Source organism: Streptomyces sp. OZ13 (genome assembly GCF_052068155.1).
Classification (GTDB): domain Bacteria; phylum Actinomycetota; class Actinomycetes; order Streptomycetales; family Streptomycetaceae; genus Streptomyces.
This window is the reverse complement of record NZ_JBQHCZ010000008.1, coordinates 94,414-107,944: the sequence shown is the minus strand read 5'-3', so window position 1 is coordinate 107,944 and position 13,531 is coordinate 94,414. Positions and strand designations below refer to the sequence as shown.

11 protein-coding genes are annotated in these 13,531 nt (G+C 73.5%); 2 read left to right on the top strand and 9 right to left on the bottom strand.

Features of this window, described 5'->3' with window-relative positions; all coding sequences use genetic code 11:
- Positions 1-98: 98 nt before the first annotated feature.
- The 7 genes from ACTMTU_RS19740 to ACTMTU_RS19710 are packed head-to-tail and all read right to left on the bottom strand — an operon-like array spanning position 99 to position 8,016.
- Positions 99-1,361 carry a glycosyltransferase gene (locus tag ACTMTU_RS19740; RefSeq protein ID WP_441264807.1) on the bottom strand — a complete coding sequence of 421 codons (1,263 nt, stop codon included), beginning with the start codon at positions 1,359-1,361 and terminating at the stop codon, positions 99-101.
- Positions 1,358-2,323, bottom strand: coding sequence for a glycosyltransferase (locus ACTMTU_RS19735; RefSeq protein WP_441264806.1), 966 nt, complete (start codon positions 2,321-2,323; stop codon positions 1,358-1,360). Before ACTMTU_RS19735 ends, ACTMTU_RS19740 begins: the two co-directional genes overlap by 4 nt.
- The gene (locus ACTMTU_RS19730; protein WP_441264805.1) at positions 2,320-3,354 is read right to left on the bottom strand and encodes a glycosyltransferase family 9 protein; all 1,035 of its coding nucleotides are present in this window, start codon (positions 3,352-3,354) and stop codon (positions 2,320-2,322) included. The genes ACTMTU_RS19735 and ACTMTU_RS19730 overlap by 4 nt, the downstream gene beginning before the upstream one ends.
- Complete coding sequence (locus ACTMTU_RS19725; RefSeq protein WP_441264804.1) at positions 3,351-4,256, bottom strand: D-glycero-alpha-D-manno-heptose-1,7-bisphosphate 7-phosphatase; 906 nt, start codon at positions 4,254-4,256, stop codon at positions 3,351-3,353. The genes ACTMTU_RS19730 and ACTMTU_RS19725 overlap by 4 nt, the downstream gene beginning before the upstream one ends.
- Positions 4,253-5,320, bottom strand: coding sequence for a glycosyltransferase family 2 protein (locus ACTMTU_RS19720; RefSeq protein WP_441264803.1), 1,068 nt, complete (start codon positions 5,318-5,320; stop codon positions 4,253-4,255). The genes ACTMTU_RS19725 and ACTMTU_RS19720 overlap by 4 nt, the downstream gene beginning before the upstream one ends.
- Positions 5,317-6,999, bottom strand: a complete 1,683-nt coding sequence (locus ACTMTU_RS19715) for a carbamoyltransferase family protein (RefSeq protein ID WP_441264802.1) — start codon at positions 6,997-6,999, stop codon at positions 5,317-5,319. The genes ACTMTU_RS19720 and ACTMTU_RS19715 overlap by 4 nt, the downstream gene beginning before the upstream one ends.
- 57 nt (positions 7,000-7,056) lie before the next feature.
- Positions 7,057-8,016 (bottom strand): UDP-glucuronic acid decarboxylase family protein, encoded by a 960-nt coding sequence (locus ACTMTU_RS19710; protein ID WP_441264801.1) that lies wholly within the window; start codon positions 8,014-8,016, stop codon positions 7,057-7,059.
- 178 nt (positions 8,017-8,194) lie between these two features.
- Here ACTMTU_RS19710 and ACTMTU_RS19705 point away from each other — a divergent pair, with 178 nt between their 5' ends.
- Positions 8,195-9,019: an SDR family NAD(P)-dependent oxidoreductase gene (locus tag ACTMTU_RS19705; protein ID WP_441264800.1), complete on the top strand. Its 825-nt coding sequence runs from the start codon at positions 8,195-8,197 to the stop codon at positions 9,017-9,019.
- Positions 9,016-10,200: a zinc-dependent alcohol dehydrogenase gene (locus ACTMTU_RS19700; RefSeq protein WP_441264799.1), complete on the top strand. Its 1,185-nt coding sequence runs from the start codon at positions 9,016-9,018 to the stop codon at positions 10,198-10,200. The genes ACTMTU_RS19705 and ACTMTU_RS19700 overlap by 4 nt, the downstream gene beginning before the upstream one ends.
- A 24-nt stretch (positions 10,201-10,224) precedes the next feature.
- Here the strand turns inward: ACTMTU_RS19700 and gdhA are convergent, their stop codons facing one another.
- Together gdhA and ACTMTU_RS19690 are read right to left on the bottom strand one after the other, a co-directional pair.
- Positions 10,225-11,580: an NADP-specific glutamate dehydrogenase gene (gdhA, locus tag ACTMTU_RS19695; protein WP_441264798.1), complete on the bottom strand. Its 1,356-nt coding sequence runs from the start codon at positions 11,578-11,580 to the stop codon at positions 10,225-10,227.
- A gap of 286 nt (positions 11,581-11,866) precedes the next feature.
- Complete coding sequence (locus tag ACTMTU_RS19690; protein ID WP_441264797.1) at positions 11,867-13,519, bottom strand: FAD-dependent oxidoreductase; 1,653 nt, start codon at positions 13,517-13,519, stop codon at positions 11,867-11,869.
- Positions 13,520-13,531: the final 12 nt, after the last annotated feature.

Here is a 13,531-nt window from a genome sequence, read left to right as displayed (position 1 = left end):
TACCCGCACCTCCTTCGGGCGTCGGTCTCTTCGGACGTCGTGGCGGCGGTCGCCGGTGGCGCGGGTCCGGGCGGGCCGGGACGCGGCCGGCGGTGCTGTCAGACCACCCCTGTCGTCCCGGTCACCCGGGCGAGGGCCGGCCGGGCGGCCAGTACCCCCAGGTAGGCGGCTTCGGTGCCGGCGGCGACCCGTGCCCAGCCGAACCGGCTCAGCACCCTGCGGCGTCCGGCCTCCCCGCAGGCCTCCCGCAGCCGGGGGTCCGCGAGCAGTTCGGCCACCGCACGGGCGAGCGCCTCCGGGTCGCGGGGCGGCACGAGCCGCCCGGTGGCCGGGTCGGCGACGGTGTCGAGATGGCCGCCGACGGCGGTGGCGACGACCGGTTTGCCGCAGGCCATCGCCTCCAGCGGCACGATGCCGAAGGGCTCGTAGTCGCCGGGGCACAGCACCACGTCGGCGGAGCGGATCAGCGGCGCCACCTCCTCGCTCGGGACGCCTCCGGTGAAGTGGACGCGGTCGGCGACACCGAGGCCGTGGGCCAGGTCGCGCAGCCTGCGCACCTCGTGGTCGTCGTCGAGCCGGCCGGGCGGGGGGCCGCCGACGACCAGCAGTTCCACGCCGGGCAGTCTCGTCAGCGCGGTGATGGAGATCGCCGCGCCCTTGCGGGGGACGAGCCGGCCGAGCTGGATCAGCCGGTGGCCCTGGGCCCCGCGGGCGGCGGCCGGTCCCTGCGGGGTGAACTGGTCGGTGTCGACGCCGCACGGCACGACACCGACGCGTTCCGGCGGGATGCCCATGGCCGCCAGCTCCGCGACCTCGTCGCGGCAGGTGGCCAGGATCCGGTCGCAGCCGGCGCCGACCTCCTTCTCGCAGGCGATCCGGGCCGGCGGGCTGGTGTCGGCGTGCCGCTGGTGCCTGCGCTTGACCGTGCCGAGGGCGTGGAAGGTGTGCACGAGCGGCAGCCACAGTTCACGGGTGGCGTGCAGGGCGGCCATTCCCGACATCCAGAAGTGCGAGTGCACGAGGTCGGGCGGGTCGCTCTGCCAGTCGCGCACCAGGTGACGTCCGAACCCCAGCATGTGCGGCAGGAGTTCGTCCTTGGGTATCTCCTCCGGCGGGCCCGCGGACACATGGCGCACCTCGACGCCGGCGCGCAGCCGCACCCGGTCCGGCAGTTCCCGCGCGTCGCGCCGGGTGTAGACGGTGACCCGGTGGCCCCGGTCGGCGAGCGCGCCCGCCAGCCGGGCGACGTGGACGTTCTGCCCGCCGGCGTCCACCCCGCCGAGTACGGCGAGCGGGCTGGCGTGCTCCGAGACGAGCGCGATCGACAGCGCTTCGGTTCCGATGGCATCGCTGTAGGTCATGCGCGCACCTCCGTCATCAGTCGCTCCCAGTCGTCCAGGAAACGTTTGAGTCCGTAACGCTGCAGCGCCGCCTGCCGGGCGCGGGCGCCGTCGGCCGCCGCCGCTTCCGGTTCCTCCAGGTACCGGCGTACGGCGCGGGCGAGGACGTCGGGCCGGGTGGACAGCGTCCCGGTGCCGGGCGGCACCGCCTCGACGGCCTCCGTGGTGGCGAGGGCGACGACCGGCATCCCCAGATGCATCGCCTCCAGCAGCGAGAGACCGAGGGAGGTCCAGCGCACCGGGTGGAGATACAGCCGGCGTTCGGCCATCGCACCGTGCAGTTCCCGCTGCGGCAGATCGGCGGTGCGGCAGCGGTCCGGCGGCAGGCCGAGGTGTTCCGCCAGGCCGTCGGTGCGCATGCCGAACACATCGAGCGGAGCTGCTTCCGCGAGCCCGGCGAGCAGGTCCGTACCCGTCCATCGGCCGCGTCGTACCGGCTCGTTGACCACGACGGCCGCCCGCGCCAGCCGCCCGGTGTAGAGGTGTCCCGGGTCGACGACGCCGTGTTCGACGACCACGGTCCTGGTGGAACCGTTGTCCCAGAACAGCCGGTTGAAGTGCGTGACGTGCACCAGCGTCAGATCGTCGCGGTCGGCGAACGGGTGCCGGGTGGCTGGTACGTCGCCGTCCGGCGCGTTGTGCTCGAGGTAGACGGCCGGTATGTCACGTCCGGGCCGGCGTCCGCCGAGCCAGCGCTCGGCGAGTTCCATCTCGTGCGGCCGTTGCAGCACGACGAGGTCGACCTGCGCGTCGCGCAGCTGCTCCGGCGTCGTCTCCCGCACCGTGTCCGGCCAGTCGAAGGTACGGGCCCGCCCGAGCCCGTCCGGGTCGCGGCCGGGGGTGACCGGAACGAGATACGTGTGGGGGCCCTGCACGAACGCCGTCGTCCAGGAACCGTGCACATGCCACAGCAGAATGTTCATCGTCGTGCTCCTCGCTCCTTGTCCGTGGCGCCGAGGGCCGCCACCGCGGCGAGCACCTCCGCGTTGCCGACCCCGTCGAGGCAGGGGTGCCCGGCCACGGGACACTTCCGGGCGCGGCTGCCCGCGCACGGTGCCCGCTGGTCGCCCAGCAGCACGTGCGGGACGTTGTAGGGGCGCCAGCGGTCGGCCGGCACCACGGGCGCGAACAGGCAGGCCACCGGCGTGCCGACCGCGGCCGCGAGGTGCCCGGGGCCGGTGTTGCCGACCACGGCCACCCGCGCCCCGGCGAGCACGCCCGCGAGTTGCGGGAGGGACGTCATCCCGCCCAGGTCCAGCGCGTGGTCCGCCGCGACCTGGGCGGTCAGGTCCTTCTCCGCCCGGCCTCCCGTGACCACGACGCGGTGGCCGGCGGCGGAGAGCGCGGCTGCGGCCCCTGCCGCCCGTTCCGCGCTCCAGGCCCGGGCGGGGACGGCGGCGCCCGGATGCAGCACCACGTACGGCTCCGGCCCGGTCAGATGCTCGGTCCCGGCCGGCGCGCTGACGCGCAGGGAGCCGTCGTCGCCGGGCGGCAGGGCGAAGCCCGCGTCCAGGGCGAGGTCCAGCGCGGCGCGGGCCTCGTGGCGGCGCGGCTTGCGGTGGTGCCTCAGGTCCAGCAGCGCACCGGGGTAGTCCTCGCAGTCGGCCGCGGTCCAGCCGACGCCCGCGAGCTTCAGGAGCAAGGCGATCGGCAGCGGGCTCTGATGGTGGGAGACGAGGATCAGGGCCCGGTCGTAGCGGCCGGCCCGCAGCCTCTCCAGCAGTTGCTGCGTCACCTCGTACGACACGGGCGCTGGCTCCAGTCCCACCCAGGGGGCGTCGTGGACCAGCACCTCGTCGACGCCGGGCAGCAGGTGCGCGGCGTGGACACCGAGCGGTCCGCAGAGCAGCGCGGTGTGCGAGGAACCCGCGGCGACGGCGCGCACGGCGGGCCCGGCCAGCAGCACGTCACCGGCGCTGTCGAGCCGCACGACCAGCGTTCTGGGCCTGCTCACGGCCACTCCTCGCGTACGAAGGCCGGCAGGCAGGTGGAGAGGGTCATGCCCCCGCTCCCACGGCCCCGCCCGCCGCCGGCGGCGGCCGTCGCCGCGGCGAGCACCGCTGTACCGCCCACGGGAAGGACGCGGGTCAGTCGGTCGGGACGCTGCTGAGGGCCGGCGGTCCGGTCCGTCTCCGCCGGGGGGCGCGCGACGGCCGGTGCCGTCACGGCACGTCCCGGGCGGTCCGCCCCGGTCCGCGGTGCCGCCGGCTTGCCGCACCGTGCGGCCGGGTCCAGGACGAGCCGTACCGCGCGCAGCAGGTCGGGAGCGGTCTCGGGCGCCGCCGCGATCTCCTCGGGCCGGGTGGCCGCCGTGGGCACGAGGACCCCCCGCGCGCCCGCGGCGAGCGCGGCCGTCACGTCGGAGCCGATGTCGCCGATGACGACGGTGCGCGACGGGCACACGCCGAGGCGTTCGCACGCGGCGAGCACGAGTCCGGGCGCGGGCTTGCGGCACCGGCAGCCGTCGTCGGGCCCGTGCGGGCAGACGGCCCATACGGCGAACGGCCCGAGCAGGGCGTCGATACGCCGCTGCACCGCCGCCACTTGACGAAGGGTCAGCCTGCCTCGGGCAACGCCCGACTGGTTGCTGACGACGCCCACCGGCATGCCCAGGGCGCGCAGGGCGGCCAGGGCCTCCCAGGCGGACGGCATCGGCACGACACGCGTCGGATCGCCGTTGTAAGGCACGTCGACGACGAGTGTGCCGTCGCGGTCGAAGAGGACCGCGTCGGGCAGGTCGGCGGCGTCCGGCGGCAGCGGGGTGCCCCGCGCCACCGGCGGGCCGTGGAAGAGCCACGGGCCGGTGCCGTGTCGCTCCGGTCCCCTTGGGTGCCGGGCCTCGGAGGAGTCGCTCATGGCAGCACCCGCTCCCGCACCGCCCGGCCGGACGCCTCCGGGACCACGGCCTGTACGGGCCGCGGCAGCGGCCGCGTCCGGCGGTGGCGAAGGTGTGCGCCGAGCCAGTGCCAGGTGGCGACGGGCGGGACGACCGCGCTGGTCAGCGCCATCGAGATGATCTCGTCGCGGGTCCGGGGGCCCGGCGCGATCCGGGCCCAGGCGAACTCGGCGGTGCCGGCGAGCCAGAGCGCGGCGCAGGCGGTGGCCGCGACGGGCCTGGCCAGCGCCGCGCACGTCAGCGCGGCGGCCGCCGAGGCCGTCACGGCGAGGTGGCGGGGCAGGCGCCCCCGTGGCGCGTCCGCCCGCCGCCACCAGTCGCGCCCGTGCAGCCGGTTCATCAGCACGTCGTCGGCGTTGCCCGCCTGGACGCGTACGGAGACCCAGCGGCCGGCCGGCCGGACCGGATGCGTGGTGGTGCGGCTGCCCGCGGCCAGGTCCCACCCGGCCGCCCGGACGCGCAGCGCCAGGTCGGCGTCCTCCCGGAAGGCGCGCGGGAAGCGTTCGTCGAAGCCGCCGACGGCCTCCAGCACCTCCCGCCGGTAGGCCATGTCGGCGGTGATCCAGCGGGCGGTGGCCAGGCCCGCGGTGTTGCGCTCCCAGTCGGTGGGCGGGCGGTCCGTGGGCAGCGGGACCTCGATCCGGGCGGTGACGCCGCCGGTGCGGGGCCCGGCCGCCGCGAGGTCGCGGGCCAGGTCGTCGCACCAGGTGGGTCCGGGCACCACGTCGTCGTCGAGGAAGACGATCCAGGGGACGGGGCCGGCCACCCGCAGACCGGTGTTGCGGGCCGCGGCCGGTCCCCGGGCGCGGCCCGGCACCACGGAGGTGACCGGCCGCAGCTTCGCGGGAATCTCGACCGGGAGGGGGGTGCGGGGGGCGCCGCGGCGGTCGTCGACGAGGACCACCCGCACCGGCCCGGGGCCGCCGGCGGCGGCCAGCGCCCGCAGGCACGCGGTCAGACTGGGCCTGCCGACGGTCGGTATCACCACGGTGTACCGCAGCGGCCCGTCTCCATGGGCGGTCATCGCAGGGCTCCCGTTCCGGAGTCGTCGGTGTCGTCGCCGTGGCGGAAGAAGTCGCCGCGCCGGATGGCGTACGGTCCGATGGCCAGCAGGTCGACGGGCGACGAGCCGAAGCATTCGAGGGCGTCGCGCGGGTCGTCGACCATGGGCCGCCCGGCGGTGTTCAGGCTGGTGTTGACGACCACCGGCAGTCCGGTGAGCCGCTCGAACTCGGCGAGCATCCGGGCCACCAGGGGTTCGCGCGAGCGGTCGACGGTCTGGATGCGGGCCGTTCCGTCGACGTGGACGACGGCGGGGATGCGTTCCCGCCACGCCGGGGCCACGTCGTGCACGAAGAGCATGTACGGGCTGGGCAACGGCCCTTCGAAGATCTCCGCGGCCCGTTCGGCGAGCACCATCGGGGCGACCGGCCGGAACTGCTCACGGCCCTTGACGTCGTTGAGGCGCTCGAGGTTGCCCGCGTGGCCGGGGTGGGCGAGCAGCGAGCGGTGGCCGAGGGCCCTGGGTCCGTACTCGGAACGGCCCTGGAACCAGGCCACGATCGCGTTGTCGGCGAGTGCCTCCGCCACGGTCGCGGCGATGTCGGCGGGGCGGTCGAAGGGCACGGCGGCGGTCTTCAGCCAGGCGCCGAGTTCCGCGTCGGACCAGTCACGTCCGAGGTCCGCGCCGTGCATCGGCTCCGGGTCGTCCCCCGCGCCGGCCGACAGCAGCAGAGCGCCGCCCAGGGCGGTGCCCGCGTCACCCGCGGCGGGCTGTACCCAGACCCGGGAGAAGGGGCCTTCGCGGGCGATACGGGAGTTGGCCACGCAGTTGAGGGCGACGCCGCCGGCGAGGGTGAGCAGGCTGTCGTGGGTCTGCCCGTGCAGGTGGCGCACGAGGTCGAGCATGGTCTCCTCGAGGACGGCCTGGGCGCTCGCGGCCACGTCGGCGTGCTCCTGGGTCCACGGCTCCTCCGGACCCCGCGGCGCGCAGAACTGCTGCCAGGGCACGCCGGTCGCCCGGAACCCGCCGTCGCCGGTGGGGTGCACGTACTTGCGCAGTTCGCCGAGCATGCGGGGTGTGCCGTGGGAGGCGAGGGCCATCACCTTGAATTCGTCGCTGGACCGCAGGAATCCGAGGTGCTCGGTCAGTTCCTCGTAGACGAGTCCGAGCGAGTGGGGCAGTTCCTGTGCGTGCAGGGCCTCCAGCCGGCCGTGTATCCGGCGTGCGGCGAGGTGCGAGGCCCGTTCGCCGCGGCCGTCGAGGACGAGCACCGACGAGCTGTCGGCGTCGGGTGCGGCGAAGGCGCCGGAGGCGGCGTGTGCCATGTGGTGCGGCACGAAGCGGACGATGTCGGGGTCGAGGCCCGGGAGCGCGGTCTGCAGGAAGCCGGGAGCCTCTCGTGCGTAGGCGAGACGCAGGTGGTCCCAGGGGTCGTCGAGGCCCATGGCGTCGGTCGGCCTCGCGAGCGACGGATCGAACGAGTACGCCACCGCGTCGAGGTCCTGGGGACGCAGCCCGGCGCGCTTCAGACACCAGGCGGCGGACTGCTCCGGCAGTTCCCAGGCGGAGAAGGGCAGCGGGCGCTTTCCGTGCTTGCGCCGGGAGAAGCGTTCCTCCTCGGCCGCGGCGACGGTCCTGCCGTCGATGACGAGTGCGGCGGCGGGGTCGTGGAACAGGGCGTTGATTCCGAGAATGCGCATGTCAGTCACAGGCCTTTCGACGAGGCGCGTCCAGGGTCGGGGCGGGCGGGCGCGCCGTCAGTCCATCTGGTCGCGGAACCAGGCGATGGTGCGGCGCAGGCCCTGCTCGGCGCTCACGGACGGCTCCCATTCGAGCTTGTCGCGGGCCAGCGTGATGTCGGGGCAGCGCACGGCCGGGTCGTCGGTGGGCCGCTCGATGAAGCGGATCTCGGAGCGGGAACCGGTGAGTTCGATGACCAGACGGGCGAGGTCGAGCATGGTGATCTCGGTCGGGTTGCCGATGTTCACCGGGCCCTGCAGTCCATGGGCGGCGGCCGCCAGGATGCCGCGGACGGTGTCGTCGACGTAGCAGAGGGACCGCGTCTGACGGCCGTCGCCGCTCACCGTCAGGGGCTCGCCGACCAGCGCCTGGCGGACGAACGTCGGTACCGCCCGGCCGTCGTGGCCGCGCATCCGGGGTCCGTAGGTGTTGAACAGCCGCACGATGCCGGTGTCGGTGCCGTTGGCGTCCGCGTGGGCGGTGGTCAGTGCCTCACCGAAACGCTTGGCCTCGTCGTACACGCTGCGCGGGCCGACCGGGTTGACGTTGCCCCAGTAGCGCTCGTTCTGCGGATGCTGCTGGGGGTCGCCGTAGACCTCCGAGGTGGACGCCAGCAGGAAGCGGGCGCCGAGACGGTGGGCGAGCGCCAGAGCGTTGCGGGTGCCGAGGCTGCCGGCGTCGAGCGTGTGCAGCGGCAGCCGGAGGTAGTCGGCCGGGGAGGCCGGGGAGGCGAAGTGCAGCACCAGGTCCGCGGGCGGCTCGACGGTGAACGGCTCACTGACGCTGGCTTGCACGAGCTGGAACCCGGGGCGGTCGCGCAGCGCGGATATGTTCTCCGGACGGCCGGTGCTGAAGTCGTCGACGCAGGTCACCGCGGCGCCGGAGTCCAGCAGCGCCGTGCACAGGTGCGAACCGACGAAGCCCGCGCCACCGGTGACGACGGCGTGTTTCCAACTGCGCGAGAAGGCGGCGTTCATCGATTACCTCCGTACGTCCCGTGCGTCCTGCCGGGTCTTCCGGCCTGCGACCAGCGTCGGCCGCTCCCGGTGGCCGGGCCGCTTCACGTACTGCATTCGAGTGAGCCACGGACTGTGTTCGCCGGGCGGAGGTCGGCTCCGTCCGGTGAATGTCCGGCACCTGGGTACCCGTCGCCGCATGACCTCTTCGAACCCTCTGGCCGTTGTCACGGGGGCGTCCAGTGGCATCGGCTTCGAACTGGGAAAACAGCTGGCCGAGCGCGGTTTCGACCTGATCGTCAACGCGGAGGACGACGCCCGGCTGCGTCAGGCCGCCGAGCGGATGCGCGCCGCCGGCACGACGGTGCAGGCGGTCCGTGCCGACCTGCGTGACCACGACGAGACCGAACGGCTCTACGAGGCGGTCTCCAGGACCGGTCGCCCGGTCGCGGTCGCCGCGCTCAACGCGGGCATCGGCCGCGGCGGCGCGTTCCTCGACACCGACCTCGCCGACGAACTCTCCGTCGTGGACCTCAACGTCAGATCGACGGTCCACCTGGCCAAACGCCTGCTGCGGGACATGGCCGACGACGACGAGGGACGACTGCTCATCACCTCGTCCGTCGCCTCGACCATGCCGGGCTCCTTCCAGGCCGTCTACAACGCCTCGAAGTCCTTCCTCCAGTCCTTCGCGCAGGCGCTTCGGAACGAACTGCGGGACACCGGCGTCACCGTCACGTCGCTGATGCCCGGCCCCACGGAGACGGACTTCTTCCACCGTGCCGACATGGGCGACACCAAGGTCGGACAGCAGCCCAAGGACGATCCGGCGCTGGTCGCGAAGCAGGGACTGGACGCGCTCATGGCCGGCACGGACAAGACCCTCGCCGGTTCGGCGAGGACCAAGGCGCAGGAACTCGCGGCCAAGGTTCTCCCGGACCGGCTCAAGGCCGCGGCACACCGCCGCCTGGCCGAACCCGGCTCCGGCGACCGGCCGGGGAAAGCGGACGAGGAGGCACGATGAAAGCACTGACCTGGCACGGAAAGCGCGACGTACGCGTGGACACCGTCCCTGATCCCGAGATCCGCGACTCGACCGATGTGATCGTCAAGGTGACGACGTCCGGGCTCTGCGGTTCCGACCTGCATCTGTACGAGCTGTTCGGGCCGTTCATCGATCCGGGAGACATCCTCGGCCACGAACCGATGGGCGTGGTGGAGGAAGTGGGCTCGGAGGTCACCGCGGTACGGCCGGGCGACCGCGTCGTGGTGCCCTTCAACGTCTCGTGCGGCACCTGTTTCATGTGCGCGCAGGGCCTGCAGTCCCAGTGCGAGACCACCCAGGTCAGGGAACACGGCATGGGCGCCTCGCTGTTCGGCTACACCAAGCTCTACGGGCAGGTGCCCGGCGGTCAGGCGCAGTACCTGCGGGTCCCGTTCGGCAACACGCTGCCCATCAAGGTCCCCGACGGCCCGCCGGACGACCGGTTCGTCTACCTGTCGGACGTGCTGCCCACGTCGTGGCAGGCGGTCGAGTACGCGGCGGTGCCGCCCGGCGGCTCCGTGGTGGTGCTGGGCCTCGGGCCGATCGGCGACATGTGCACCCGCGTCGCGGCGCACCGCGGTGCCGGCCTGGTGATCGGCATCGACCTGGTGCCGGAACGGCTGGAGCGGGCCAGGGCGCACGGCGTGCGCACGTTCGACCTGGACGAGTACGGCGCCAAGGTCGTGGACGCGGTCCGTGATCTGACCGACGGCCGCGGGGCGGACGCGGTCATCGACGCGGTCGGCATGGAGGCCCACGGCGCGCCGGTGGCGAAGGCGGGGCAGCAGCTGACGACCCTGCTGCCCGGTGCGGTCGCCGCCCGGATGATGAAGCGCGTCGGCGTCGACAGCCTCTCCGCCCTGCACCTGGCGATCGAGCTGGTACGCCGCGGCGGCACCGTGTCCCTCTCCGGCGTGTACGGCGGGATGGCGGACCCGATGCCGATGATGACCATGTTCGACAAGCAGGTGCAGTTGCGGATGGGGCAGGCCAACGTGTGGCGGTGGGTGGACGATCTGCTGCCGCTCGTCACCGACGGCGATCCGCTCGGCACCGAGCAGTTCGCCACCCACCGCGTGCCGCTGGAGAAGGCTCCGGAGGCCTACGAGATGTTCCAGAAGAAGCAGGAGGGAGCCGTCAAGGTGCTCTTCTCGCCCTGACCCTCGGCCGACCGGTCGAGCCGGTCACACGAGGCCCTGGGCGAGCATCGCGTCGGCCACCCGCTCGAAGCCGGCGATGTTGGCGCCGGTCACGTAGTCGCCCGGGGCACCGTAGCGTTCGGCGGTCTCGTGGCAGGTGCGGTGGATGTCCCGCATGATCGCCGCGAGTTCGTCCTCGACGCGGTCCGCCGACCAGGTCTCGCGGGCCGCGTTCTGGCGCATCTCCAGGGCGCTGACGGCGACTCCGCCCGCGTTGGCGGCCTTGCCGGGGCCGAAAGCCACGCCGGCCTCCTGGAACAGGTGGACCGCTTCCGGCGTGGTGGGCATGTTGGCGCCTTCCGCGACTGCCTTGACCCCGTTGCGCACCAGGGTGACGGCGTCCTGTTCCGTCAGCTCGTTCTGGGTGGCGGAGGGGAAGGCGAGGTCGGCGGGCACGTCCCAGACGCTGCCGCCGGGCACATAGCGTGCCGAGGCGCCGCGGCGCTCCGCGTACTCGCTGACGCGGGCGCGTTCGACCTCCTTGACCTGCCTGAGCAGTTCGAGGTCGATGCCCTTCTCGTCGACGACATAGCCGGCCGAGTCGGAGCAGGTCAGCGGGTGGGCGCCGCTGCGCAGGAGCTTCTCGATGGTGTGGACGGCGACGTTGCCGGAACCGGAGACGACGGCGGCCTGGCCCTCGAGGTCCTCGCCGCGCAGGCTGAGCATCTCGGCCGCGAACAGCACGCTGCCGTAGCCGGTGGCCTCGGTGCGGCCGGCCGAGCCGCCCCAGCTCTGCCCCTTGCCGGTGAGGACGCCGGCCTCCCAGCGGTTGGTGATGCGGCGGTACTGGCCGAAGAGGTAGCCGATCTCGCGGGTGCCGACGCCGATGTCGCCCGCGGGAACGTCGGTCTGCTCGCCGATGTGCCGGTGGAGTTCGGTCATGAACGACTGGCAGAACCGCATGACCTCGGCGTCCGACCGGCCGTGCGGGTCGAAGTCGCTGCCGCCCTTGCCGCCGCCGATGCCGAGGCCGGTCAGGGCGTTCTTGAAGACCTGTTCGAAGCCGAGGAACTTCACCACGCCGAGGTTCACCGACCGGTGGAAGCGCAGGCCGCCCTTGTACGGGCCGAGGGCGCTGTTGAACTCGACCCTGAATCCCCGGTTGATGTGGACGGCGCCGCGGTCGTCCTGCCAGGGCACCCGGAAGATGATCTGCCGCTCCGGCTCGCAGAGCCGCTCCACGATCCGCGCCTGCGCGTACTCGGGGCGCGCGGCGAGGACGGGTGCCAGGGTGTCCAGCACCTCCCGTGCCGCCTGGTGGAACTCCGGCTGTGCCGGGTTGCGTTCCTCGAGTTCGGCGCGGAGCGAAGCCAGTCGGTCCTTCGGGGATGACAGTGCCACAGTGTGTCCCTTCTGCCCTGACGTCGGGGTGACGGCCGTGCGCGGCGGCCTTGCGGGGGTCGCCGCTGCGACTGGTACGGCCGGGCACCTGCCCGCCGTTCACTTCTGCCCGGATCGACCTCCCACCGGGCCCGCCGACGCTGCCGAACCCGGCCCCCAGTGTGTCGGACGCCCCGGTCCCCGCTGTTCGCGGGGGGCGCCCGGCAGGGCCCGGCGGCGGCGGAAGCGAGAGGGAGCGGTCCGCCCGAGCAGGGTGGACCGCTCCCGTTCCGGTGCGCCGCCGGCCTCAACCGCGCCTCAGCACCGCCGCCAGAGCCTCGTACAGCACGGTCTCCGCGTCGGGTACCGCGTTCACCGCGCGCCAGGCCACGAACCCGTCCGGGCGGACCAGCACCGCGCCTTCGGGGGTGGCGCCGTGGGTCTGCGCCCAGTCGGCGCCGGCCTCCGCCACCAGGTCCGCCTCCGTTCCCTGACCGACGCGGTACGCGACCAGCCCGACCGACAGGCGGTCGGCGACGAGTTCCGAGGCCGTGAGCCAGTCCTTGCCGCCGTGGCCGGTCAGCAGGACGAACGACTTCTCGTAGAGGTCCAGCGTGGACAGTCTGGTGTGGTCGCCGTGCCGGTGGAGCCACATGTGCGGGGCCCGGGTGCCAGGGGCTCCGGAGAAGTCGATCCGGTCGGGCACCGGGGGCAGTTGGGGGTCGGCGCCGAGGACCGCCCCGCGCGGGTAGCGGTAGCCGAGGACGACGGGGAGCAGCCCGCCACGCGGTCCGGCGGCCACCGCCGCCGGGGCCGGCTCGTACCCGGGGTGGCTGTGCTCGACCGAACGCGCGGACGCGCGGGCACTGGTGGCCAGCGCCACCGGCAGGCGTTCCTGCTCGTACGTGTCGAGCAGCTCCGGCCCCGCCGAGCCGTCGAGGACGGCCGCGATCTTCCAGGCGAGGTTGTGCGCGTCCTGGATGCCCGTGTTGGAGCCGAAGGCGCCGGTCGGTGACATCTCGTGTGCGGAGTCCCCCGCCAGGAAGACCCTGCCCCGCCCGTAGTGCTCGGCGACCCGTTCCGCGGCGTGCCAGGGCGCTTTTCCGGTGACCTCGACGTCGAGGTCCGGCACGCCGGTCGCCGCGCGGAGGAGGTCGGCGCAGCGCTCGTCCGTGAAGTCCTCGAGCAGCTCGCCGCGGTCGTACTGCCAGGGCGCGTGGAACACCCAGAGCTCCTTGTTGTCCACCGGGAGCAGGGCGCCCTCCGCCTCGGGACCGGTGAGGTAGCAGACCACGAAGCGGCGGTCGCCGACCACGTCGGCGAGTGCGCGCGAGCGGAAGCTGATGCTCACGTTGTGGAACAGGTCACCGGGGCCGGACTGCCCGATGCCGAGCCGCTCACGCACCGGGCTGCGCGGCCCGTCGGCGGCGATCAGGTAGTCCGCGCGCACGGTGCTCTCGCGGCCGCTCCCCCGGTCGCGGACGACGGCGGTGACTCCGTCGTCGTCCTGCTCGAAGGAGACCAGCTCGGTGGAGAAGCGCACATCGCCGCCCAGTTCGACGGCCGCGTCGAGGAGCACGGGCTCCAGGTCGTTCTGGCTGCACACGCACCATGAGGCGGGGCTGAGACGACCCGGCGAGCCGCCCTTCTCGTCGATCTGCTTGACCAGCCACTCGCCGGCGTCGGCGTCACCCAGGTCCGGCGTCTGCAGGATGCCGTGGTTGTCGGCCAGCACGGACGCCGCGGCCCAGATCCGATCCGCCACCCCGGCCGAACGGAACACCTCCATCGTGCGCAGGTTGTTCCCGCGTCCGCGGGGGTGGACCGAGGTGGCCGCGTGCTTCTCGACGAGCATGTGCCCGACGCCGAGCCGGCCGAGGAACAGGGATGCGGACAGGCCCACGAGGGAGCCGCCCACGATCAGGACCGGTACGCGGTGTTGTTCGGCTTTCTCTTTCATGAGTGCTCCAGC

Bases quoted from the DNA above. Each gene is read 5' to 3' on its own strand.
- ACTMTU_RS19690 (WP_441264797.1), bottom strand. From the start codon at position 13,519: ATGAAAGAGAAAGCCGAACAACACCGCGTACCGGTCCTGATCGTGGGC.
- ACTMTU_RS19725 (WP_441264804.1), bottom strand. From the start codon at position 4,256: ATGAGCGACTCCTCCGAGGCCCGGCACCCAAGGGGACCGGAGCGACAC.
- ACTMTU_RS19735 (WP_441264806.1), bottom strand. From the start codon at position 2,323: ATGAACATTCTGCTGTGGCATGTGCACGGTTCCTGGACGACGGCGTTC.
- ACTMTU_RS19710 (WP_441264801.1), bottom strand. From the start codon at position 8,016: ATGAACGCCGCCTTCTCGCGCAGTTGGAAACACGCCGTCGTCACCGGT.
- ACTMTU_RS19700 (WP_441264799.1), top strand. From the start codon at position 9,016: ATGAAAGCACTGACCTGGCACGGAAAGCGCGACGTACGCGTGGACACC.
- ACTMTU_RS19740 (WP_441264807.1), bottom strand. From the start codon at position 1,361: ATGACCTACAGCGATGCCATCGGAACCGAAGCGCTGTCGATCGCGCTC.
- ACTMTU_RS19720 (WP_441264803.1), bottom strand. From the start codon at position 5,320: ATGACCGCCCATGGAGACGGGCCGCTGCGGTACACCGTGGTGATACCG.
- ACTMTU_RS19705 (WP_441264800.1), top strand. From the start codon at position 8,195: ATGACCTCTTCGAACCCTCTGGCCGTTGTCACGGGGGCGTCCAGTGGC.
- ACTMTU_RS19715 (WP_441264802.1), bottom strand. From the start codon at position 6,999: ATGCGCATTCTCGGAATCAACGCCCTGTTCCACGACCCCGCCGCCGCA.